18 protein-coding genes and 2 pseudogenes are annotated in these 22,136 nt (G+C 69.1%); 7 read left to right on the top strand and 13 right to left on the bottom strand.

What is annotated here, in order from left to right; all coding sequences use genetic code 11:
• Positions 1–466: 466 nt before the first annotated feature.
• The 3 genes from AC0693_RS36440 to AC0693_RS36450 are packed head-to-tail and all read left to right on the top strand — an operon-like array spanning position 467 to position 3,455.
• Positions 467–1,570, top strand: coding sequence for a bifunctional DNA primase/polymerase (locus tag AC0693_RS36440; RefSeq protein ID WP_478804275.1), 1,104 nt, complete (start codon positions 467–469; stop codon positions 1,568–1,570).
• The gene (locus AC0693_RS36445) at positions 1,567–3,084 is read left to right on the top strand and encodes a DNA primase family protein (protein WP_478804276.1); all 1,518 of its coding nucleotides are present in this window, start codon (positions 1,567–1,569) and stop codon (positions 3,082–3,084) included. The genes AC0693_RS36440 and AC0693_RS36445 overlap by 4 nt, the downstream gene beginning before the upstream one ends.
• Positions 3,081–3,455 carry a DUF6009 family protein gene (locus tag AC0693_RS36450; RefSeq protein WP_478804277.1) on the top strand — a complete coding sequence of 125 codons (375 nt, stop codon included), beginning with the start codon at positions 3,081–3,083 and terminating at the stop codon, positions 3,453–3,455. Before AC0693_RS36445 ends, AC0693_RS36450 begins: the two co-directional genes overlap by 4 nt.
• Positions 3,456–3,849: 394 nt before the next feature.
• On the opposite strand, the gene AC0693_RS36455 is transcribed toward AC0693_RS36450, so the two are convergent.
• The 4 genes from AC0693_RS36455 to AC0693_RS36470 form a co-directional block, all read right to left on the bottom strand.
• A complete protein-coding gene (locus AC0693_RS36455; protein WP_478804278.1) occupies positions 3,850–4,866 on the bottom strand; it encodes a hypothetical protein in 1,017 nt (338 codons plus the stop codon).
• Positions 4,863–5,477, bottom strand: a complete 615-nt coding sequence (locus AC0693_RS36460) for an SMI1/KNR4 family protein (RefSeq protein WP_478804279.1) — start codon at positions 5,475–5,477, stop codon at positions 4,863–4,865. Before AC0693_RS36460 ends, AC0693_RS36455 begins: the two co-directional genes overlap by 4 nt.
• A 69-nt stretch (positions 5,478–5,546) precedes the next feature.
• Positions 5,547–6,044, bottom strand: coding sequence for a hypothetical protein (locus tag AC0693_RS36465; RefSeq protein ID WP_478804280.1), 498 nt, complete (start codon positions 6,042–6,044; stop codon positions 5,547–5,549).
• A gap of 14 nt (positions 6,045–6,058) precedes the next feature.
• Complete coding sequence (locus AC0693_RS36470; protein WP_478804281.1) at positions 6,059–10,816, bottom strand: RHS repeat-associated core domain-containing protein; 4,758 nt, start codon at positions 10,814–10,816, stop codon at positions 6,059–6,061.
• Positions 10,817–10,997: 181 nt separating this feature from the next.
• Here AC0693_RS36470 and AC0693_RS36475 point away from each other — a divergent pair.
• Positions 10,998–12,094, top strand: a pseudogene (locus AC0693_RS36475) (hypothetical protein).
• A 21-nt stretch (positions 12,095–12,115) separates the two neighbouring features.
• Here AC0693_RS36475 and AC0693_RS36480 read toward each other — a convergent pair.
• Positions 12,116–12,623: pseudogene (locus tag AC0693_RS36480) on the bottom strand (nuclear transport factor 2 family protein).
• Between the two features lie 218 nt (positions 12,624–12,841).
• Positions 12,842–13,288: a DUF732 domain-containing protein gene (locus AC0693_RS36485; RefSeq protein WP_478804282.1), complete on the bottom strand. Its 447-nt coding sequence runs from the start codon at positions 13,286–13,288 to the stop codon at positions 12,842–12,844.
• A gap of 205 nt (positions 13,289–13,493) precedes the next feature.
• Between AC0693_RS36485 and AC0693_RS36490 the strand changes: the two genes are divergently transcribed.
• Positions 13,494–13,721, top strand: coding sequence for a hypothetical protein (locus AC0693_RS36490; RefSeq protein WP_478804283.1), 228 nt, complete (start codon positions 13,494–13,496; stop codon positions 13,719–13,721).
• A 245-nt stretch (positions 13,722–13,966) separates the two neighbouring features.
• On the opposite strand, the gene AC0693_RS36495 is transcribed toward AC0693_RS36490, so the two are convergent.
• The 5 genes from AC0693_RS36495 to AC0693_RS36515 form a co-directional block, all read right to left on the bottom strand.
• A complete protein-coding gene (locus AC0693_RS36495) occupies positions 13,967–14,500 on the bottom strand; it encodes a CbrC family protein (protein WP_478804284.1) in 534 nt (177 codons plus the stop codon).
• 112 nt (positions 14,501–14,612) lie between these two features.
• Positions 14,613–16,262 (bottom strand): IS1182 family transposase, encoded by a 1,650-nt coding sequence (locus AC0693_RS36500; protein ID WP_478804285.1) that lies wholly within the window; start codon positions 16,260–16,262, stop codon positions 14,613–14,615.
• 743 nt (positions 16,263–17,005) lie between these two features.
• The gene (locus AC0693_RS36505; protein WP_478804286.1) at positions 17,006–17,536 is read right to left on the bottom strand and encodes a hypothetical protein; all 531 of its coding nucleotides are present in this window, start codon (positions 17,534–17,536) and stop codon (positions 17,006–17,008) included.
• Between the two features lie 174 nt (positions 17,537–17,710).
• On the bottom strand, positions 17,711–18,790 hold the full coding sequence (locus AC0693_RS36510) for an NAD(P)H-dependent flavin oxidoreductase (protein ID WP_478804287.1): 1,080 nt from the start codon (positions 18,788–18,790) through the stop codon (positions 17,711–17,713).
• Positions 18,787–19,407, bottom strand: coding sequence for a flavodoxin family protein (locus AC0693_RS36515; RefSeq protein WP_478804288.1), 621 nt, complete (start codon positions 19,405–19,407; stop codon positions 18,787–18,789). Before AC0693_RS36515 ends, AC0693_RS36510 begins: the two co-directional genes overlap by 4 nt.
• A 123-nt stretch (positions 19,408–19,530) precedes the next feature.
• On the opposite strand from AC0693_RS36515, the gene AC0693_RS36520 reads away from it, so the two are divergent.
• Together AC0693_RS36520 and AC0693_RS36525 are read left to right on the top strand one after the other, a co-directional pair.
• Positions 19,531–20,124, top strand: a complete 594-nt coding sequence (locus tag AC0693_RS36520) for a TetR/AcrR family transcriptional regulator (RefSeq protein WP_069930951.1) — start codon at positions 19,531–19,533, stop codon at positions 20,122–20,124.
• Positions 20,125–20,198: 74 nt separating this feature from the next.
• Complete coding sequence (locus tag AC0693_RS36525) at positions 20,199–21,173, top strand: WD40 repeat domain-containing protein (RefSeq protein WP_478804289.1); 975 nt, start codon at positions 20,199–20,201, stop codon at positions 21,171–21,173.
• 67 nt (positions 21,174–21,240) lie between these two features.
• Here the strand turns inward: AC0693_RS36525 and AC0693_RS36530 are convergent, their stop codons facing one another.
• Both AC0693_RS36530 and AC0693_RS36535 read right to left on the bottom strand, forming a co-directional pair.
• Positions 21,241–21,459, bottom strand: a complete 219-nt coding sequence (locus AC0693_RS36530; protein ID WP_478804290.1) for a hypothetical protein — start codon at positions 21,457–21,459, stop codon at positions 21,241–21,243.
• A gap of 89 nt (positions 21,460–21,548) precedes the next feature.
• A complete protein-coding gene (locus AC0693_RS36535; RefSeq protein WP_478804291.1) occupies positions 21,549–21,767 on the bottom strand; it encodes a hypothetical protein in 219 nt (72 codons plus the stop codon).
• Positions 21,768–22,136: the final 369 nt, after the last annotated feature.

Below are 22,136 nucleotides of genomic sequence, written 5' to 3' on the forward strand. Positions count from 1 at the left end.
CGCTGTCCCAGCCGGTCCTTCGGCCCCCGTTCCTCAGCGACCCAAGCCAAGCGACCCAGCGACTGTTCAGTCGCTGCGCTTGAGTCGCTGCCAAAGGTGCAGGTCAGAGAGTTCTTCCAAGCCAGACAGCGACTGAAGCGACTCAACTTCCGGTATATGAGGACATTCATGTGTGCGCGTATGCGTCATATATAGGAGGCTTCAGTCGCTTCAGTCGCTGTTGAGTGCTTCACAGGTCTCTGACCTGGGATTCTTCTGAAGCGACTGAAGCGACCGAAAGGAGTTCAGTCGCTGAGCCCCGGTCTTGAGTCGCTGCGCGGGCTCTGCGGACCGAGAGGCCGGAAGGTCAGGTCGAGAGGGGCGACACGCCGGAGAGATGCGTGCGACACGCTGCTCACGCTGCCGCGCCACTTTCGCTAGGCTGTGTCCGTTGTTGAGTCGCTTCAGTCGCTGTGAGGGGAAGTAGATGCCCGCTGAGCTGCGGTTTTCTCGCAGCGACTCAGGGCGGCCCACCCCTGAGCGTGCGGTCGCGGGCCTCCGTCTGGCCCGGTGGTGCGCCAGCAACGGCTGGCCCGTTCACCCCCTCGCCCCGGGCCGGAAGACTCCCGCGGCCAACTGCCGGGACTGCAGCGCGTCCGGGCACTCCCACACCGACTGCCCCTGCCAGGCCGCTGGACGCTGGTGTCACGGCTTCCACGCGGCCACCGTGGACCACGACCGCATCCGGCAGTGGTGGGGCGCCAATCCCGCCCTGGGGGTCGGTGTGGCCTGCGGACCGGCCGGGCTGGTGGTCATCGACATCGACGCTCACGAAGCCGAACCGCCCCAGCGGGACAAGGTCCTTCCGGGGATCCCCATCGGCGAGCACATCGACCTCTCCGGCTTGAGCACCGGCTACCACTCCCTCGCCGTACTCGCCGCGCTCCGGGGTGAGGCGACGCCCGCCGAGGACTCCTCCACCCTGCGCGTACGGACCCCCTCCGGCGGCATGCACGTCTGGTACCGGGCCACCGACGGCCGCCGCTGGCAGTGCTCCACGGGCTCCGGCAAGCGCGGCCTCGCCTGGCAGGTCGACGTACGGGCACAAGGCGGGTACATCATCGCCCCCGGCACCACCACCAGCGCTGGCACCTACAAGCCCGTCGGCGAGGCCCGCCAGCCCGCCCCCCTCCCCGCCTGGCTGGCACAGGAACTGCAGCGCACCGGACACCTGCCGGCCGCTCACATCCCCGCGCCCCGGCCGGTACCACCCCGCGCCCGGCAGGCCGTTCTGGCCGCGGGCAGCGGCCCCGACCAGATGTCCCGTCTCCTCTCCGCCCTGCTGTCCGAGGTCGCGGCCTGTGCCCAGGTCGCGCACGGCGCAGGGTTCACGGAGAAGCTGAACCGGGCGGCCTACACGCTCGGAGGGCTCGCCGCGGCCGGTCACCTGGCCGTATCCGACGCGGAACAAGCTCTGCGCGCGACGGCGGAAGCGGCCCGCCCGGACCAGGCCCACCGCATCGAACAGATCGTCCGCAGCGGCATGACCGCCGGCGCCAAGCGCCCCCTGCACCTTGGAGGCCGCCGGTGAACCCCGCACCCGAAACCGACGACGTCCTCTTCGACTTCGACCCCCAGGCCGTGGCCGCGCAGATCCTCGCGCAGGCCCCGCCCGTCCCCGTCCCCGTCCAGGCCGGTGAGCAGCTCCACCTCGACCACGCCACGCCCGCGGGCCTGCTCCCGGACACCCTCAGTGACCGCGGCAACGCCAAGCTCTTCGTCCGCCTCTACTCGGGGGACTACCGGCACGTGCCGGGGCTCGGCTGGTACCGCTGGGACACCACCCGCTGGCAGATCGACGAGGACGACACCGTCGTCTGGGCGGCGGGCGACCTCGCCGAAGCCATCGCCACCACCGACCCGCGCGGCATCCACAGCAACCAGTCGCTGCAGAAGCACCGCCGACGGGCGCTCAGCACCTCCGGCATGAACGCGATGCTCACCCAGGCCAAGTCGGCCCCTGGCATGGTTCTGCGGGCCGAACTCCTCGACGCCGACCCGTACGCGCTCTGCACCCCCGCGGGGATCGTGGACCTCCGTACGGGCCTCATCCGGGCCCCCCAGCCCGACAAGGACTTCCACTCCCGGTCGACCTCCACCGGCCCCACGTCGCAGCCCACGCCCCGCTGGGACCGCTTCCTTGCCGACACCTTCGGTGACGACGCCGACGGCCGCGACATGATCGACTTCCTGCACCTGATGCTCGGCTACTCCATCACCGGCGACGTCGGCGCCCAGGTCATGCCCTTCCTCTTCGGGTCGGGCAAGAACGGCAAGTCCGTACTCCTGGACGTCCTGATGAAGCTCCTGGGGGACTACGCGGACGCCGCCCCGCCGGGCTTCCTGATGGCCCGCACCTTCGACGGCCACCCCACCGAACTCGCCGAACTCCACGGCCGACGCGTCATCGTCTGCTCGGAGGTCAAGCCCGGCGACAAGTTCGACGAGGCCCGTGTCAAGCTCCTGACCGGCGGCGACCGGATCAAGGCCCGTCGCATGCGCCAGGACTTCTTCTCCTTCGCCCCCACCCACAAGCTCTGGCTCATCGGCAACCACCGGCCCGAGGTCGGCACCGGCGGCTTCGCCTTCTGGCGCCGCATGCGCCTGGTCCCGTTCGAGAAGGTCGTCTCCGATGACCGGAAGATCGACAACCTGGCCGACATCCTCGTCACCGAGGAGGGCCCCGGCATCCTCGCCTGGCTCATCGACGGCGCCCGCCGCTATCTCGCCGGCGAGAAGGACCTGACCGGCCCCGCGCCCGTCCGCATCGCCACCACGGCGTACGCGGAGACGGAAGACCACACCGGGCGCTTCTTCGAGGAGTGCTGCACCTTCCACACCGACCATCGGGCCGAGCAGGCCCGCCTCTACAGCGTCTACCGCACCTGGTGCCAGAATGAAGGCGCGCCCACCGTCTCCTCCCGCGCCTTCGCGGCACGGGCCCGGGAGCTCGTGGGCCTGGCCTCACCCAAAGAAATGATCTTGTCCAACTCGAAGAAGTACTACCCCGGCATCGGCCTGCTGGCAGAGGAGGAGAACGCGTGAGCTCCCTCATCTCCGACGACGAGATCCACCACGAAGTCGACCTCGTCTGGCTCGAGGACGTCACCGAACTCGACTACGTCCGTCAGTCCCTGGACCGCCTCCCCACGCGCCGGGGCAAACCCGCCTACCACCGCGACGGCCGCCTCGTCGGCTACGCCCAGCTGGGCGCCCAGGCCAAGCCATCGCGCTCCAGCGGCACCTTCCGCCGCCGCGTCTTCTGGCTCCTGCCGCACGACCGCGACACGGTCCCCGACGGCCTCTACGCGAGCGGCGCCCCCGCCGAAGCGGTGGACCCGACCACGCTGACGGCCGGCAGCAAGGGCCGCAAGACGGAGCGCTCGGAACGCCCGGTCCAGGCGGCGGGGGCCTGAGCCGCCTGGATTCCTTCCGGCGGTGGCAAAAGTGGCGGGGCCGTGGAGTGGGGCCATGTCCGACTTTGAGTCGCTACAGTCGCTGTCTGCCCGGCTGCGCGTCTGTGACCTGCGTTGATGCGTGGAGCGACCGACCTTGCGGGACGCCCGTTCGGAGCTGTCCCGCAGTCGTCGTTGGTCGTGTGTATGGAGGGAAAGCTCCCCGGGATGCGGCCCGCCGCCTGGAGTCGCAGGCCAGGAAGTCCGCTTTCCGCGTCTGCCGAATGACCAGCAAGAGCTGCCGCTTCAAGCGAGGCTGTCCCTCTTCCCGCGGACGCGGGGATGACCCCGCACGCACCCTCTCGACGTGGATCCCACCGTGGTTGTGCAGGCGGGCGGCCGGGCGGCCGGGGTCTTACTGGAAGCTCAGCTGGTGCGGGTGCCAGGGGTTGGCGGGGCAGGTGTGGACGCGCATGTATCCGCGGCCGAGGTAGACCTTGGTGGGGGTGATGACGTGCCGGTAGACGTCGGGGCGCCGGTCCTCCTCGGGGGCCCAGCTGGCGGAGGCGGGGTCCCATTCGACGTGGTGCACCGTCAGGAGGGGTGGCATCGGGGTGCCGCACGTTCGGCAGTCGACGGGCCGGGGGTCGGTGGCGTGCCAGGTGGCGAAACCACCCACCTTCCAGCCGGGCGCGATGGACAGTGCGCTCCCGTACTCGATTCCGAACGGATCCTCGTCCTCGTCCTCGTTGTCTGCGGCTTCGTCTTGGAGGTCTTCCTGCCATGCGTCGATGGCGTCCCGGAGGTCTGCGGGGAGTAGATCGATGTATTCGTGTTCGGTGACCTGCTCGGGGTGGACGACGCAGCGCTCGGGCACGCATTCCTGCCGACCGACGACGACGGGCTCCGGCTGTTCGCTCAAGGTGCCCCGGGTGTCGGCGGCACGCCGCCACTTCAGGACCACTTCGACGCTCTGGTCGGGTCCGTGCGCCTCGAAAGGGCACCAGAACACCTGGAGGAGGTCGTACCCCTCGGGGCCCCGCAGATCGGGAATGTCACGTGCCCACAGCTGCGCGATCGCCAGCAGGGGCACGGGGTCCTCGTCGCGGATCTCCGGGGCGTGGGTTGCCCGCTGGAGACGGGCGAGGGCCTGGCGCTCCTCATCGGTCTTGTTCCGCCCCTGGGAGTCCGCGTCGATGAGGCGGGCACGGCGTACGTCCGCCACGCGGTATCCCCTGCCCTTTCGGTGGACAGCGGTGCACACCGGCCAGGGCTCCTCCGCAGGCCACAGCATCGGCCCGGCGACCGAGCTGTCCTGGGCCGACGGCTCCCCCGGGCGGGGGTGCAGACGGGTGGCCGTGCGCCGGAACGCGGCCAGAGCCGGGAACAGGGCTTCGATGTCGACGGGGCGCGGGGGCGTGATGCGGGTCATGAACGGCTCCTCCGCGTTCCAGCGGGCACTTGAGTCAGTGCGCCGGCGCCTCCCGAGGCGTCAAGAACGCACAGGAAACTGGCGCTCGAAGAGAACTGGTGCGCTTCTTCCGTCGGGGGGTCGTAGAACAGGTCGGACTCGATGTCGCCGGCAACAAGGACGGACCGCAGAAATGCGGAGCACGACAGAGCGTGGAACTCCCATTCCCGTCCCCGTCCCTCCTTGATTGCGACGGTCCACTGGTCGGGTTCGTTGCCGGGGCGGACCAGCCAGTACAGGCAGTCACCGTTCTCCGTCACGGCCCACGGGATGATGCGGGATCCTGCCGGTTCCAGTTCGGCCGGCTTGGGCTCTCCGCCTCGCCACAGCCCCTGCTGTGCTTCGACGCGGTCCCGGTTCTCCGTGAGCAGGTCGTAGTACTTGTTGGGGCAGTCCGGCTCCAGAAGCCAGATGGCGTCGTCGAAGAGCCCACCGCCGTAGAGGTCGACGAGCTGCTTGTAGTCGCCCGGCAGGACCGTGCCGAGTTCCTGTTCAACGCGCGCCCAGTCATGGGTGCGGGGGGCGTCCGCCGGGGGGATGGCTCGGGCGAGGTGGGTGATGGAGGGGTGCACGGTCGCTCCTTCCGCTTGTCCGCCGTTCTCCGAAGGCCGATCACTCCAGCCAGGCGCTGCGGCGGGCGTTCAGGCGGTGGTGCTGAGGAAGTCGTAGTAGTGGGTGCCTGCAACGAGGACCGAGGTGAAGGACAAGGGGAGTCCGGCGTTGTCGCGGGGGACTTCCTGTGAGGTCTGGCGGGTGAATCCCAGCGAGACGCCGGGCACGACCAGGCTCTCCGTGTCCGCGGCCGTCACGCTCCAGCCGCGTGTGCGCACCTGCTGGAGGATCTCCTCGGCGGGGTCGGCGAACACATCGTGGCCGTCGAGCAGGACCCGGGTGCTCGACGTCTTTCCTTCACCCGGCCACCACAGCTCGACTGCCGTGAGGTGTGCCTCTTCGTCGAAGAAAGCGGTGTAGCCCACGCCGTCGAAGGACCCCAGGGCGCGCCTCTTCGGCCGGGTCGGGGTCCCGCCGATCACCCGGGGTTCCCCCCACGGCAGTACGGCGGCCATCGCCTCGTCGAAGGTCATGCCGAGGCGCAGCGGCTCCACGCCGTTCGGGGGATCGAGGATCAGGTCCATCATGTTCTCCGGTTGGTCTATTTGAGGACGTCGTAGTCTATCGACCAGTTGTTCTTGGCCAGCATCGCCTGGAACTTCTTGTTGACCTTGAGGCTCTCGACCATGTCGGCGATGTGCGTGTCGTACTTGTCGCCGTACAGGTCGCGGATTTCGTCGATGTCCATCTTCATGGCCAGGTCCCAGCGGCCGTTGTCGATGTGGGCCCGCTGATCGGCCCGCCATTGGACGGAGTCCGCCCCGGAGCCGGTACTGGTGACGGCACGGTGGTCGTCGTACTCCATCCTGATCGACGGGCCCATGCCCGCCCCGCCGCCCCGTTTGTTCGTCTTGAAGCCGGGTTCGTCGAGGTGGGCGTAAGAGGCCTTCGCGGGGATGTGGTTGATTTCCATGTCCACGTCCGTGACCCGGGTACCGTCGGGCTTCTTGAGGTTCGCGGGCTGCATGCCGCTGTACCAGCCGCCGTCCTCCGTGCACCCCTTGGCGATCAGCCCCTCGGGGTCCGCCCAGGCGTGCGGATTGGTGACGTACGCGACCGGGTTCGGTGACGGCCCCAGACCGAGCGGGTCCGGGCTGGTGTACCGGGCGGTCTCGGGGTCGTAGTGCCGGAAGCAGTTGTAGTAGAGACCCGTCTCGGCGTCGTCGTACTGTCCGGGGAAGCGCAGCGGGGTGTAGGCGGCCGCGTCCCGGTTCCAGGCCGTCGTACCCCACACCGTCGTACGGGTCTGCCACGCGATCCGGCCATCCTCGCCGACGAGTTCACTGGGCGCGCCCACCAGATCGGTGACGATGGCGAAGAACCGCGAGTCCACGTCGCTCCCCGGCTCCGGCACGCCGCGCCGCTCCAGCTGTGTCAGCGGGCGGTGACCGTCGTATTCCCAGGTGGTGACCGTGCCGTGGGCGGTGTCCGTCTGTTCGGCCAGCCGGGTGCCGTCCCACGAGAAGTACACCGAGTGCACGACGGTGCGGCCGTCGGCGGCCAGCCGGTGTTTGGCCGTGCGGCGGCCCAGCGGATCGTAGGTGTACATCCACTGCACGCCGTCCGGGGTCCGGCAGCCGGTCATCCGGTTCTCGGCGTCCCAGGTGTAGTGCCAGACGTCCGCCTTGCGCGACGCCCGGGTCCTGCGGCGCATGACGGTGCGTCCCGCCGCGTCGTAGGAGCATCGCACCGCTCCCGCGGTGAGCAGCCGCGTTCCTTCGTAGGTGCGCTCGCCCCGGACATCGGTGCGCCAGGCATCGTCCGGCCACTCGGCGCTCGTCTGGTTGCCCGCGGCGTCGTAGACGTACGACTCGGTCCAGCCCTCGGCCGTCACGCGCAGCGGCCGGCCCACGGGGTCCGAGGTGAAGGTCCGGCGGGTGGAGTTCAGCTCGTCGGTGATCGACTCGAGGTGGCCGTCCGGGCGGTAGGCGTACGCGCGCGAGTGCAGGGTGCGCGCGGGGGTGGCCAGTACCTGGGCGGCGAGGCGCCCCGCCGCGTCCCAGACCGAGCCGATGGTGACCGGGGCTTCGTCCGGGCCGAACGCACGGGTGAGTTCACGCCCCCGGCCGTCCCGGCTGAAGGCGAGGTGGTGCCCGTCGGTATCCACCCCGCTGCGCAGGCCCGCCGCGTCGTAGGTGAACCGGGTGACCACGCCGGTCGGGGTGGTCCGGGACGTGATCCGGCCCGTCACGTCGTAGGTGTAGCGGGTGGTCCGTCCGTCCACGGTCTCGGTCAGGACCCGCCCCATCAGGTCCCGTTCGAGGACGATGGACGAGGTGGGGGAGACCGCCGACGCGATCCGCCCGGCCGCGTCGTACGTGTAGCGGGTGAGCTCGCCGGCCGCCTCCTTGGCCACGACCCGGCCGTCCGCGTCAAAGCTCGTGGTGATCCGGTCACCGAGCGGGGTGGTGCGGGCCACGGGCCGCCCCGCCGGGTCGGTTTCGTAGGTGACGACGCGGTCGTCGAAGTCGCTCTCGGCGATCAGATTGCCGGCCGCGTCGTAGGTGTAGTCCCAGGTGAGTCCCTGCGGATTGCGGACCTGGGTGAGGCGCAGCTCCGTGTCGTGGTGGAACGTGTAGCGCGCACCGTCGGCTCCGACCCGGGCGGTCAGCCGGTCAAAGGGGCCGTACTCGAAGCGGGTCACCGCTCCCGCCGGGCCGGTGTGGGAGGTGCAGTTGCCCTCCTCGTCCCAGGTCCAGCTCTCTGTCGAACCGTCGGGCGAGACCCTGCGCAGTGCCCATCCCTCCGGACTCCATTCGGTGCGCGTGACGGCTCCCTGCGGATCCGTGCCTTCGACCGGGCGGCCAAAAGCGTCGCGGAGCACGGAGAACCGGTTCCCCAGGGAGTCCGTGAGGGACACGGCCACACCCGCCCGGTCGCGGGTGAAGCGCTCCACCCGGCCGGCCGGATCGGTCCGGCTGACCATGGCGCCGTGCTCGTCGTAGGCGAACCGGGTGACCGCGCCGTCCGGCGCTATGACCGCGGTCCGGTTGCCCCGGTCGTCGAATTCCTGCCGCCACCGTGTGCCGTCGGGGCCGGTCAGCTCCACCGGTTGGCAGAACGCGTTGTAGACGGCCGTCGACCGGGTACCGTCGGGGGAACACAGGGACGTCAGATTGTGCTGCTCGTCGTAAGTGAAGGTGGCGGTCTGCCCGAGCCCGTCGGTACGGGCGAGGAGGTTGTCGTACTGGTCCCACTGACGGTGGACCGAGTGCCCGAGCGGATCGGTCTCGGTGACGACCTGGCCCAGCTGGTTGAAGTGGGAGAGGGTGACGGCACCGGTGGAGTCGGTGAACCAGGTGATCCGGTTGTCCGTGTCGTAGGCGAACCGGGACGACAGGGTGCCGTCCGGACCAACGGTCTCCACGACCCGGCCCGCGCCGTCGTAGACGTAGCTGTACGTCGCCCCGCGCCGGTCCGTCCAGGAGGTGATGCGGGCGGCTTCGTCATAGGTGAAGCGCAGCGGCGCGGAATCGGCGTGGGCCACGCCGTTCAGGTTCCCGGCCTCGTCGTACCCGAAGGTGTGCAGGGTCTGCGGGCCATCGGGCGTGCGGAGCGCGAAGGCGCTGATGCGCCCGGCCGGGTCGGTATCGCAGGTGATCAGGTAGCCACCGGAGTGCGTGGCCGTCGCCAGGCGTCCGTCGTCCTCGCGGTGGAAGTGGACGGCGTTGCCGTTGCGGTCCTCGATTGCGTGGAGCCAGTGCAACCGGGTGCCGTTGTAGGGGTTTCCGGTGAAGCGGCGGGTCAGGCCGGACAGCGGGTCACTCACCGCGTAGGTGACGTCCCCGAAGTCGTTGCGCTCCAGGAACCGCAGCGGGAGACGTGCTCCGGTGAGCGGCAGCACCGCCACGTCGTCCCCCTCCCGCGGCAGCCGCGGGTAGACCAGCAGGGAACCGTCCTCGCGCGCCCAGATCACCGCCCCGCCGGTGTCCGCGCCCCATTCGAGCCGCTCGTCCACGGTGGACGCCCAGCTCGGGCCGAAACTGCGGCCGTACCGGTAGCCGGATATGTGGGTGCGACGCAGGACGAACGGCAGGACGCCGGGCAGCGCGAGATCCGTCTGCGTCAGCACCATCTCGCCGCTGGCGATGTCGACGGGGTCGGTCTTGCACCGGCGCTTGTCGAGCGGGATCCCCTTGCCCCGCGGATCGTCCTTGGCGATCCGGGTCGAGGCGGGGTCCTTCGCGGCGGAACCGGGCTTGCCCCGGCCGCCGGGTGCGCCGGGACCGTTGCCGCCCTTGCCGTCGTGGGTGTCCTTGAGCTTCTGGCGGTTGATGCGGTCGCGGATGGCGTCGTCGTTGTTCTTGTGGTCGGTGGAGATCTGTTTGACGGCTTTGGGGAGGGTTTTGCCGACGTGGTCGCCCATGGACTTGGTGGCTTTGGTGAGGGCGGCCATGGCCTTGTCGGCGATGGGGTCGATGGCGCTGGCGATGGAGTCGCGGCCGCGGGTGCGGCCGTGGTGGCTCTTGGCCTTGCCGAGCTTGGCGGTGGTCTTGCCGTGGATGCGGGTGCTGACGGTGTTCAGCTGGGTGCCGGCGCGGTCGTGCTCGTCGTGGTCGATCTGGAGGTCGACCAGGCCGGTTCCTGCGGGGCCGGTGCCACCTCTGCCGGAGCCTGCGCCTGCGGAGGCGAGGTGCATGGCTTCCTTGCCGCCCTGGACGCCACTGTCGAAGCCGTCCTTGCCCGCCTTCTTGGTCTGGCCGAGGTCGACGCCGTCCTGGAGGCCGATGGCCATGGCGCCCAACTGGACGACCAGGTCCGCAGCCATCTCCTCCAGCGCGGAGACCGCGGGTTCGGTAAGGGCGGAGACGATGTAGCCGACGGCTTCCTCGACGCACTCCTTGATCAGGCGCTTGATGACTTCCTGGGTGGCACGCATCGCACCGGCGCCGATGAGGGCGGAGAGACCGCCGGTCACGGGGATCAGGGATATCGCGATCCCGGCCTCGGAGGCGAGGTAGCCGAGCTGGACGAGAGCGGCCAGCTTCATGCCCTCGACGGCCCCGGCGGCCAGATCCATCGCCCCGCCGATGGTCCGGGCAGCGCCGGCGATGTCCTTGAAATGCTTGCCCTTGACCGTGTTCCAGTGCTCGTTCAGCGCCTCGATCGACTCGCCCTTGCCGGAGGACAGCAGCCGCTCGAAGTGGTTGTTGGCGAGCTGCCCGTCGTCCTCGAGATCGTCCGCGAACTCCCGCAGCGCATCGGCCATGTCGCGGTAGGCGTCCTCGTCGACATTGGGCCAGGCCACACCGATGAGGTCCAGCAGTGTGTCCGCCCAGTCAGGCACCGTGACTGACATGTCCCACCCCCGTGGTCACGCATGATTGATTAACCGAACATTCGTACCACAGATGGTTTCTGACGAGGAATCTGTGCATCCGGATCGGGCTCGGCTTCGGCCCGGCAGAGGGCTTCGAAACACGTTGGCCCGTCTGCTGCCGGGCCGAGACGATGCCCTCTGTTTCTGTGGCGGAGGGCGTTTGTTCGTTTTCGTTTGTGTGGGATGCGGCGCCGAGCTGACCAACCCGCTGTCCCGGGTCGCCCTACCGGTGCACGCTCATCAGGCGTACGGGAACGGGCTTCAGCTTCCGGTGCTGATGGAGCCCGGAACGTTTGCCGTGGACCCGGAGCCCTGGGGGCCGCCGTGGCGGCGATGGGAGGAGATCCATCCGGACGAGGCGGTGACCCGTGGCATCTACGCACCGGTCCACGCGCTCTCCGACGGCGCCCCCGGCTCGATCGTCATCGCTCCCGGCGATGCCCGCGGCACCCTGCTGATCCCGGAGCGGGCCGGCGGCTACTGCTGCGGCCTCGACGGAACAGACGGCCCCAACATGGCGTGCGAGGACTGCGGCCTGCCCGTGGCGAGCCGGATCGACGACTGCTCGCTCTGGCAGGCGGTATGGCTCGCCCCCGACGCCGTGCGCTGCCTCCTCGTCAACGGCGCCGACTCCGCACCGCTCTCCTGGGCAGAGCTGCTGGAGGAAGGGAAGGTCACCCCTCCGTTCGAGCCGATCGCCACATGGAGGTCGCGGTTCAGACCAACCACTTCTGGTCGTGGAGCCCGCAGTGGGAGGCCGCGGCCGGTCGGGCACTCGCCCACTTGCTGGTCGCCTCGGAGGGCCGTCCGGTGACCGTCCCGAACGGTCTGAGCAAGGAAGTGTTCCAACGCGCCCTCGATTCCATGCTGCCCGCGGGTCCGCCGGCACGGCGCGCCGTCCTGGCGGGTCCGGGACAGCCCACCCCCAACGGGGAAGCCGACATCGTCCTCGTGCCGACGCATCCGCAGACCGGAGAGATGTGGCACCCGGCCACGACGGCCTACCCGGTACCTCTGCCGTTCGGGGTGTGGCTGTGCCTGGCCTTCCCCAGGCCGCACCTGCCGGTTCCCACGTCGGGCGGCATGCCCGACGGCGTCCTCAGCGACGACCCACCCGCACCGCGCCCCCGGTACTCGTTCCGGGCCGACCCGGGCACGTTTCAGCACACCCTGGTCCGACTGCCCACCGTCCGGCGTCCGTGGTTGCGCGAGATCATCGAGAACCTCCCGCAGCGCATGCGCGCCGTGCTCTTCTAGACGGGAACGGACAGCAGACGCTCATGACTGGATGGGCCCGTCGAGGCGTTCGGTGGGGCCGGCGAAGGCGAGGAAGAGGGTCCGCGTGGTGAGCAGCCAGGTGTCGTCCACCTTGCGGAACGTGTCTTCGTAGTGCCCCACCTGGACCGGGGGCCGTGGCGGTACGAGGCACTCGCTGTAGCCGTCGACACGGTACGTGGTGAAGTAGGTGGTGGCGGCGGTATCCGCCGAGGTCACGGTAACCAGGATGTTCGTGCATATACGGCGTGACAGACGGTCTGGTGGCCGGTTGCCGAAGTAGGTGCGCAGGGCGTCGTGACCCGCGGTGCGGCGGTCGCCCGCTGGGCCGTTCCCAGGTGCCCTCCCGCGTGAAGAGGTCCGCCACCGAGCCCGGGTCCCCGAGGTCGAGCCGGTGGACGAAATTGACGACCAGCCGCTCACAAGCCCGCTCTACGAGCAGGCGTTCCACCGGGTCAAGAGTTTTAGCGTTCGTGATCGACTCATACCAGGCCACCCATGGCCGAGGCATCCATACCTGAGCTGAGCCCCGGTTCCGGGCGCATGTGGCCGCAGAGGTGGCAGACGTCGGACTCGGTGAGGAGGTGGGGCGCGCCGCTTGCGGTGGGCGTAGGTGGTGAGGTCTGTCCGCTTGGTCCTGCAGCCTCCCCGTCTGCGGGGTGCCACCCGGGGCTCCGCCTCGGGTGGCCGTACCCGCACCCACCCGCACCGTGGTGGTCTGCGGCCCCGTCAGTACGTGGGGCAGAGGTTGGTCTGTATGGCGGCGAGGATGAAGGCGGCCTTGGTGGGGCCGAAGCCGTCCGGATGGTTGGGGCTGATGAAGCGCCGGTTCGTGGACTCGACACGCTTGGTCGGGTCCTTCTCGTCCTTCATGGACTGGCACTGACTCAGCCCGCGGCTGACGGCCTTGTCGTCCTTGCCGTTGACGATCTCGGGGTCGATCTTGTTGAGCGCGGCGAGGTAGATGGCGCGCTGCTCGGGGGCAGGACTGGGCGGGATGCCCGCGGCCGCGGCTGCGGAGCTGAGTGCCTCCGGGGCGATGCTCGCCTGTGATGCGGACGGCGAGGAGGTGACCTTGTCGTCGGGCTTGGGCTTGCTGGTGACGGCCTCGGAGCAGCCGGTTAGGGCGAGGAGGCCGGCAGCGGCGAGGAGGGTGATGACGTGGTGTGTGCGCATGGCGTCATGGTGTCGGCGCCGGGACCGGTGTGGGTGGGCTGTGGCTGATCTGTGACGCGCGGAAGCCCTTCAAGCCGGTGGGACTTCTGTGTCCGGGCACTACTTGAGCAGCCGGGCTCGTGACCGGCAGTGACGCCGATGCAGTCGCTACTTTCCAAGGGCCTAGGTGATGCGGCGAGCCATCGTCAGCGCCTGAATCTGGAGCTTGCAGTCGAAGAGCCTTTCGCTGAGGCCCTGTCAGCTCCGGCGGCAGCTGCTTTACAAGCTCCCAAGCGGCAGCGCGCAGCGACTGGGCCAGCCGTACCTCCTTGTGCCGGAGGGCGACACGCAGGCCCTGGATGCTGGCGTCCAGCCGCTTCAGGGCGGCTCGGTGCTTTTTGGCGAGCTTCTTCTTCCGATGTTGTTCCTGCGCGGTCTTGGCCTGCTGTACTGATCGACGTTCTTCCCAGGTCGGCCCTCCAGTGAACAGGTGGACTCGCGGCCGACCGCGGTTTGTCATGTGGGCTCCTCGTCGCGCTGGAGGCGTGCGCGGCACGCGTAGTGCTGCCACAGCATGCCAGCGTCCCCGACGATGGGGACTTTGGGTGCCGGTAAGAGTGCTGTCACCGATCCTGCTGGCCAATTCCGTTGGGTGCGGATCCTTTGAAGGGAAAGGGTGCCTGCTGGGTTGGGCCGTGGCTATGAAGCGTCGGCGTAAGCGAGATGGGTGCCGCAGACCATGCAGCGGAAGAGCATGGCGTTTGCCCCCTGCCCGAGGTGGGTCAGGAAGGTGTCGAGCTGGGACGCGTCGTGCCAACCGCTCATCCGAAGGTCGAGTCGAAGCTGGTCGAGGGCCTCGGGGTGGGCTGCCAGTTCGGTGTATCCGACCTCGCCGATGAAGGCGGCCGCGTCGTTGCAGTGGACAAGCCAGTGCGGATCCTGCCAGGCGTGGAAACCGGGGGTGCGGCGGGTGACCTGCACCAGGGCCTCCTCGCTGACGCCGTCGAGCCCGTATGCGTCGGTGAATTCACCTTCGAATCGTTCAGCGGCACTGCCGTCGGCGATGCACCAGGGGCAGAACCTCCCGCTGACATCCTGGGCCGTGAAGAAAGTAGCGGTGTAGATCCACCCCGTGTTGCGGTTGCAGCAGGCGCAGGTCTCGGCGCTCTCGCGGATGGACTCGCTTGCGACGGGGTCGGGGTGGTAGCGGAAGTAGGGCAGGTTGGTACTCACTGGTAAGCCCGCTGTTGCATGGAGAGGTCCGCTTCGACGCCGGTGGTCTGTGTGTCGACGGGCAAGCCTGTGAACCTCATGAGTCGCAGTCTCTCTGCAAGCAGGCCCGTGATCAACCGGTGAGGTTGAAGTCCTGCTGGTCGAGTCGGGCGAGGTGGCTGGTGCGGGTTCGGTCGAGGGGACGGCCGTTCCACCAGGCATCGAGACGGATGAGGTTGAGCGCGACCGCTGAGAACGAGTGTTCCAGGTGAGTCTTCTTCAGGCCGCGGTAGCGGGCGCGTCTCATACCGATGACGGCCATGGCCTGGTGGATGGTGCCCTCGACGCCGGCGCGGGTGGCGTACTTGGCCCGCCATTCCTGGCTGGTCTGCTGGGTGCGAGCCTCATCGAGGACCTGCTGCTGCTCGCGGGCGCGCAGGGAGAGTGTGCGGCCGCCGTTTTTGGCCCGTGTGCACTTGTCTCGGACCGGGCATGGCTGGCAGGTCTCCTTGTCGAACTTGACCACGATGGCCTTGGTACCGCGTTGGACGGCGGGGCTCCACCAGGTGCTGGTGTGTCCGTGCGGGCATGTGGCCTGCCGGTTGTCCCAGTCGATGGCGAAGGCGGTACGACCGAAGCCAGCACCGGAGCGGGCCTGGGGTGAGCTGTCCAACAGGACCGGGGTGACCAGGGTGACGCCAAAGCCCTCCTTCATGCCGACGATGAGCTCGGCGGAGGGGTAGCCGGAGTCCAGATAATGCTCGGCGGGCAGCAGGCCGCGGGCGGCGAGCATGTGGTGGATCGACTCGGTCATCTCCGCGTCGGTCACGGTGGCGTCGGTGGTCGCGATGTTGGTAATGATGCGCAGTGGGCCGGCCGCACCCGATCCGGAGGCGAGAGCAGTCCCGCCGACAGCCGGGAGGATCTCCTCCTCCGGGTCGCAGGTCTCGCTGATGTGAACCTTGTAGCCGGTCCACCATGAGCCCTGTTTGAGGCCGTAGCGTGCGTGCAGGTCATACGGTGAGGTCAGACGCAGTCTGCTCGGCGGGAGATCCTCGCTCTCCCGCCGCTGCACCTCCAGCCCGGTCTCGGTGACCGTTCGCGTGTAGTTCTGCACCCACACCATCCGCAGGATCTGCACTGCGGGAAGTTCTCGCAGCCACACCGGAGCGCCTGCGGTATGCGCAGCTTCCAGAAGCGCGAAGCCGTCCTGGCCGTAGGCCAGTGCCATCTCGGTGCGCTTGACCGGGGAAGAAGGCAGCTGCCAGGAGTCGATTCGCGGCCCGTACCGCTCTGTCCACTGTGGGATCGGTACCACCTCGGATAGCCAGCCGGGTGCCGCGCAGGCCAGAGCCTCCAGGGCGGCACGTCGGGTTTCGCCGGCCAGCTCCAGGCGGTTCAGGTTGCGCACCGCGGCGAGCACGCGCGTGGAGTCCGTCCGCTGCTGCCCGCCGGCCTTCACCAGGCCCTTGCTCTTCAACGCGGCCAGCAGCAGGTCCAAGGCCCGTTCCTCCAGGTTGTGCGCCACCAGACGAGCGCGGAACTCGGACAGGACCGACGCGTCGAAACCTGGATCGTCCAGGTCCAGGCCCAGCGCGTACTTGAAGTCCATTCCGAACCGCACCCGATGCGCCGCGGCCCGGTCGGTGAGGTTCTCAGCGAACTGCAGCACCGTCACCAGTGCCAGCTGCCCCGGCGACCACCCTTGTCGGCCTCGTACCCCGAACGCCTGGGCGAACTCGACATCCGCGAACAACTCGCCGAGCTCGTCGCGGACACGCATCGCCAACGGATACGGCCCTTTCGCCGCCGCGGCCCGCGCTGCCCTCCCGGTCGTTTCCGGCACCTGCGGCCACGGCCGCGCCCGCATCGACACCCCGCACCCCACCCCGCGACCGCAGACGGAAGAACACGACCGCTACATGACCAACGAGCGTCACGACCGCCCAGCAACGGAATCGGCCAGCAGGATCGTCACCAGCCGCAAACGGCGAGGATCACGTGCGCCGACGTGCGGCGGGGTCGCGTTCGGCGACGTGCCGGGCGACCGAGTCGACGCCCGGCCGCGCGTATCGCTCCAAGGAGCGGACGGAGGCGTGGCGGGAGCGGGCGAGCAGCATCGGGGTGGAGGTGCCGTCCTCGGCGTCGTGGGTGAGGGCGCTGCGGCGGAGCCGGTGCAGCGTGAAGCCGGCCAGGTCCTCGATGTCCTCGGGTGAGGCGAGCGGGTTGGCCAGCAGTCGGGTGTTCTCCTCGAAGATCTCTTCGCCCCGGCGGTAGGAGAGCCGGGCCCGGCTCGTTTCCGGGCAGACGTCGAGCGTCGGTGTTGCGGCGGGGGCCTTGCGGTCGGTGAGGAACAGGGGGCCGCGGGTGCGGCGGGCGATGAGGCGGGGCAGGAGCTGGGCGGTGCCGGACTGCCAGTGAATTCACTCGGTCGCGCCGCCCTTGGCGGTGATCTTCCCGCGTTTGTCCTGCGGGTACAGGTCTTCCACGTTCAGGCACAGCACCTCATCTGCCCGTGCGGCGCTTTCATAGAGGAGCTTCCAGAACGTCTTCTCCCTGAGCCCGACGTCCAGGCGCCACAGGGCGGCGATCTGGTTCTCGGCCAGGGCCTTGGCGGTCGGGTGGTGCCGGCCGACGCTCGATGCCGATCGTCGGTTCTCCGACGATCCAGCCCTGGCGCTGCCACCAGCCGATGGCCTTGCGGGCGATGGACAGTTCCCGGTTGACGGTGTCGGCGTCCATCTCGTCCGCCCGCGCCGCCGCCAGCTCGGCCAGCACCTCCGGCAGGGCCGGGTCGTCGATCGCGGTGACGGGGAAGACGGGCGGCTTCGCGCCCCGGCGGGCGGGTCCGGTCGGCGCCGGTTCGCCGGCGAGCATCCACCCCCACGTCGTCAGCGAGATCCGGTAGATCCGCGCGGAGGACTTCGCGATGCCCGCGCCGGTGAGGTATCGCTCGACCGCCGCGGTGTACGACGGGGGTAGGGCGGACAGGGGCACCACCCGGGCGCGCGGCAGCCGGAGCGCGCCTCCGCACCGGCGGCCGAAATACCCCGCCACAGGTCGTGGTGACCACCGTAGGGGTTCTGTCGCAGTAAATCCGGCATTTACTGCGGCAGTCGACTGGCGAGCCGTCAGGCGATGGAAGAAGGTGACAGTGCCTCAGGGACTGCTCCTTTCAGGGATGGCAACGCCTACCCGAGATCCACCGCCCGACCGGCAACGGCGAAGCCATCAGCTCCTCAGCAGCCTGTCTGCCTCGTTGACGAGGTCGGCGAGGTACGAGCCCGCCGTCAGCGACTCCCGAGCCAGGGCTGCCGACTGGCCGGCCCACAGGTTCACGTACTCGGGCCGGCCCTGAGCCCCCGCAGCCCGGCGGATCGGCTGCATCAGGGCGTTCTGTACGGGATACGGCGGTACGTGGTCCTCGTGGGCTGCCATGTCGCGGACGAAGCTGTTCGGGATGCCCCTGGCTGTGCGGCCCGAGAACAGACGGGTCAAGACCGTCGTGCGGGCCTCGGGGGTGCCGAGAGCCGCCTTATGGACCGCGCTCGCTCCCGACTCCTGGCAGGCGAGGAAGCCGGTGCCGATCTGGACCGAGTCCGCGCCGAGAGCGAGGGCTGCGGTGACGCCGCGACCGTCGGCGATCCCGCCCGCGGCGATCACAGGCACCGTGACCGCATCCGCCACCTGCGGGACCAGCGAGAACGTGCCCACCAGGGACTCCCGCATGGGCCTCAGGAACGCTCCCCGATGGCCGCCCGCGTCGCTGCCGGAGGCGACGATCGCGTCCACGCCCGAGGCCTCCAGGGCGATGGCCTCGTCGACGGTCGTCGCGGTACCGATCAGCGCGATGCCGAGCCGCCGGGTCTCCTCGACCAGACGTCGGGGCGGTGGCCCCATCACGAGGCTGATGACCGGCGGGGCGGCGGCGAGCAGGGCATCCACCTGCGCGTCGAAGTCCGGCCCGGCGGCCACGTCTGCGGCGGTGGGGGAGGGGATGCCGAGTTCCTCGTAGTACGGCCGCAGCCGCGCCACATGAGCGGCCAGGTCCGTCTCGGACGGCCGGAGTTCGGATTCACCATCGAGCGGAACCCACAGGTTCACCCCGAACGGCCGGTCCGTGCCCGCTTTCAGCCGTGCTACCAGGTCCCCGATCTCCTCCGGGAAGAGGATGTGGGCCCCGTACGAGCCGAGCCCGCCGCCCTCCGACACCGCCACGGCCAGCTCGACGGAGGAAAGTCCGCCGCCGAACGGCCCTTGGATGATAGGCAGTTCAATGCCGAGAAGCTCGCCGAGACGTCCCGGTCTCATCCGGTCACCGCCGAGGCGAGCTCGGCCTCACGACCCAGGGCCTGACGAAACGCAGCCCGTGCGACGCGCTCTCCCAGGTGCCGGGCCGTGCGCAGGTCGGCCGTGCCGGGTGCCTGTTCCGGACCGAGGTCGGAGGGCGACTGGGCCATGGCGCCGACGAAGCCGCCGAGCCGGTTGAGGTCCTCAGGGCTGCCGTTGGAGGAGTAGATCCAGCCCGGCGGCAGACCCAGCAGCACCCAGGCCATGCCGTGCTGGGCGGCGAACACGGTCATCGACAGCAGGGCGTTGTCCTTGTTGCCGTTGACCCCGGCGGAGTTGGTGAAGCCGGCTGCAAGCTTGTCCTGCCAGCCCCGCTCGGCCCAGACCGGCGCGCTCGCCTCAGCGAAGCGCTGGAAGACCGCAGAGGCCGAGCCCATGTAGGTGGGGGAACCGAAGACGATCGCCTCGGCGGCACCGAGGGCGGTCCATAGGCCCTCGTCGAGGACCGACACGTCCCGCAGATCGGCGCGGACGCCGGGCACGGAGTCCGCGCCCTCGGCGACGGCGGCGGCCTGACGGGCGGTGTGTCCGTACCCGCTGTGATGGGCGATGGCGACGGTGATCGGGGGTGCAGCCATGGGGGTGCCTCCTAGAGCGCGGCGAGCCGGTTGCCTGCCGACCTGCCGAACACTAGACGACCGGTCAACTAAAAATCCACTGCAGGAACGCTCCGGATAGTTGACCGCCCGTATAGTGGCCTCATGGGACGCACCAGCACGGCACGCACAAGGCTCCTTGCAGCCACCGGCGAACTCATGCGCAGCCACGGCTACAACAGTCTCGGCATCGCCGAGATCTGCGCCCACGCCGAGGTGAAGAAGGGCAGCTTCTACCACTTCTTCGAGTCCAAGCAGGCCCTCACCGTCGAGGTCGTCGACGCCTACTGGCAGGGCGAGCGAAGCTGCTGGGTCGGGGAGCTGTCCGTCCCCGCGCCCGCCCTCGACCGGCTGCGGCGGCTGCTCGACGCCATGGCTGCTGTCCAGCGGCGGATGAAAGAAGACTCCGGCACGGTCGACGGCTGCCTCCTGGGCAACCTCGCCCTGGAGCTAAGCACCCGGGAACCGGACATCCAGGCCCGTCTGAAGGAAATCTTCGACGAACAGATCCAACTGGTCGCCACCGTTCTCACGGACGCGGCAGCCGAGGGCGCAATCCCGACAGACCGGGCTTCGATGTCGACCGCCCGGGCCCTCGTCGCCCAGCTGGAGGGCATGGTTCTCTTCGCCAAGCTCAAGAACGACCCCGCGGTGCTCGACGACCTCTGGCCTCACACACTGATGCTGCTCGGTGCTTGACTTACTGATCGTTTCAGAATGAGGTTCGGAGTCGGCGGAGGCTGGCGGAAACCCTGTACGAGGGGCCCTCACTGGTGTTGTCCCGACGGCGCCAGATGTGGCCGCTGTGCCGCTCGGTCTATCCGGGCGCCGGAGGGACCGGTGAGGTCGTCGTCCTGGGAGCCCGCGTCGAGGTCCACGTCGGCCGTCAGCTCAAGACCCGCCCCCGTCTGGAGGTCCGCGACGCGGTGACGGGGCGCCTGGTGAAGCATCTGGACGTCGGTCCCGTCCTGGCGGTCGAGCCGATCCCCTCACCCGCCGGTACGGCGTTCGTCGCGGTCGAGAGCCGCAGCACGTGGTCGATCTGTGACCTCGTGTCGGGGGACATCGTTCATGTCGTCGAGAGAAACCCCACGACCTACTTGCCGACGTGCCTCACCAGCACGACGACGGACGGCCTGCCGATGGTCGTCTGGTGGGAGGCGGAGCGGGGCATCCGTTCCGTGGTGTGGGATCCGGTCAGCGGGGTGGAGAGTGACTCTTCCTTCATGCTCGGCCCGGGTATCGGCTCCCCCCAGTCGCTCGCGCCGGTCCCCACGCCGGACGGCACCACCATCGTGATCGCTGTGGTGGGGAGCAGGGGCATCGCTCTGGTCGACCTCACCTCCGGAAGCACCGTCACCACCTTGAGACCCCCGGGCCGGCGGGGTGCGCTCTTCCTGCGCCCGTGCGTCTTCCCGTCCCACGGCCGGACGCTGCTGGCGGCCGCGACCTCCACTGACATCCAACTCTGGGACACCGCCGACGGCTCCCCGGTCGCCCACAGGCGCACCCCGGACACCCTGGCGCTCGCCGCGATCCCCCTGGACGACGGCCGCACCCTGCTGGCCTCGGGGGACCGAAGCGGCGTCCGCATCTGGGACCCCCTGACCGGCGAGCTGAGGCACACCCTGCTCACCGGTGCCCCCGTCCACGCCCTGGCGTTCGGCACGGGCCCGGAGGGCCCGGTCCTCCACCTCCACGGCCCGGCCGGCCTGGCGACGCTGACGCTGGACCAGCGGCTGCTGTGACCGGGCAAGCGCCTTCGTCATGGCGATGCCGGGCCAGTGCCGAGGTCGTAGGCGCTCTGGCGGCGGCTCAGCGGAGTACGACTGTGACGCCGCATCGTTCAAGAAGCCACACGATGTCCTCGAAGTAGGAGAGCCCACCCTCCGGATCCCCCACCACGTCGGCCAGAGCGCGCCGCGCGATACATACGTCGGCCCCGATGAACCTGGGGATGCCTCGCACATCACGGTCGGGCTGTTCGGACGTTCCAAGCGCCACCGTGACGGCACGGAACTTCACGTCATCCATGTCGAGGACAAGCGACGCTCAGCGGCCTCGGCGTAAGCAGCCGCGCTTCACCGCTGGTGGTCGTCCGGGGCGTACCGGCTTCCGTCTGGTCAAGGAGTCGTATCCCAGCGATGACGGAGCGAGCCGTCTGGGCCGAACACATCCATCAGGTAGCCACGGCTCAATGCAAGTCCTTCCTTTCTCGAGAAGAAGGAGACGACGGTTTCCGTAAGCTTGCGGAAGCTTTCATTGTCTCTACCAGGATTGCGTGTACGGATAATCAGCAGAGGGAAGCCACCTGGGGCATCTTCCTTCTGGATGGAATACACATCCGAGTCTCCTCCATCCTTTCGATAGCGTTCCGCCAAAGCCATCGCGGCTTCCGGCGCAGCCGTGGTGGTCGCGGTGGGTCGAACGGGAGTGGTCGACTCCGGACTGGGGCGAGCCACACTGACGGGGTGCTCCTCAGCCGTCTCCGTGCATGCGGACAGAACGACCATGAGGACCAGCGCCATCAGCCTCGCAGTGCGCCTCACGGCTCGCTCCGCGGCTTGGCAGCCGGCACATACAAGGCAACGTGCGTAGGCATCTCACTCACAAGACTCTCCGAATTCCGGGCATAACAGCCAACTTGGGATGTCGATCTTCGAAATCCGACGCAACGCTAGGCGCCTGGCCAAGTTCGAGCACCCGAGTTT

It is taken from the genome of Streptomyces sp. NPDC043876 (assembly GCF_056435825.1).

Bases quoted from the DNA above. Each gene is read 5' to 3' on its own strand.
- AC0693_RS36520 (WP_069930951.1), top strand. From the start codon at position 19,531: ATGGGACGCACCAGCACGGCACGCACAAGGCTCCTTGCAGCCACCGGC.
- AC0693_RS36470 (WP_478804281.1), bottom strand. From the start codon at position 10,816: ATGTCAGTCACGGTGCCTGACTGGGCGGACACACTGCTGGACCTCATC.
- AC0693_RS36500 (WP_478804285.1), bottom strand. From the start codon at position 16,262: ATGCGTGTCCGCGACGAGCTCGGCGAGTTGTTCGCGGATGTCGAGTTC.
- AC0693_RS36465 (WP_478804280.1), bottom strand. From the start codon at position 6,044: ATGATGGACCTGATCCTCGATCCCCCGAACGGCGTGGAGCCGCTGCGC.
- AC0693_RS36530 (WP_478804290.1), bottom strand. From the start codon at position 21,459: ATGGATGACGTGAAGTTCCGTGCCGTCACGGTGGCGCTTGGAACGTCC.
- AC0693_RS36455 (WP_478804278.1), bottom strand. From the start codon at position 4,866: ATGACCCGCATCACGCCCCCGCGCCCCGTCGACATCGAAGCCCTGTTC.
- AC0693_RS36515 (WP_478804288.1), bottom strand. From the start codon at position 19,407: ATGGCTGCACCCCCGATCACCGTCGCCATCGCCCATCACAGCGGGTAC.
- AC0693_RS36510 (WP_478804287.1), bottom strand. From the start codon at position 18,790: ATGAGACCGGGACGTCTCGGCGAGCTTCTCGGCATTGAACTGCCTATC.
- AC0693_RS36485 (WP_478804282.1), bottom strand. From the start codon at position 13,288: ATGCGCACACACCACGTCATCACCCTCCTCGCCGCTGCCGGCCTCCTC.
- AC0693_RS36440 (WP_478804275.1), top strand. From the start codon at position 467: ATGCCCGCTGAGCTGCGGTTTTCTCGCAGCGACTCAGGGCGGCCCACC.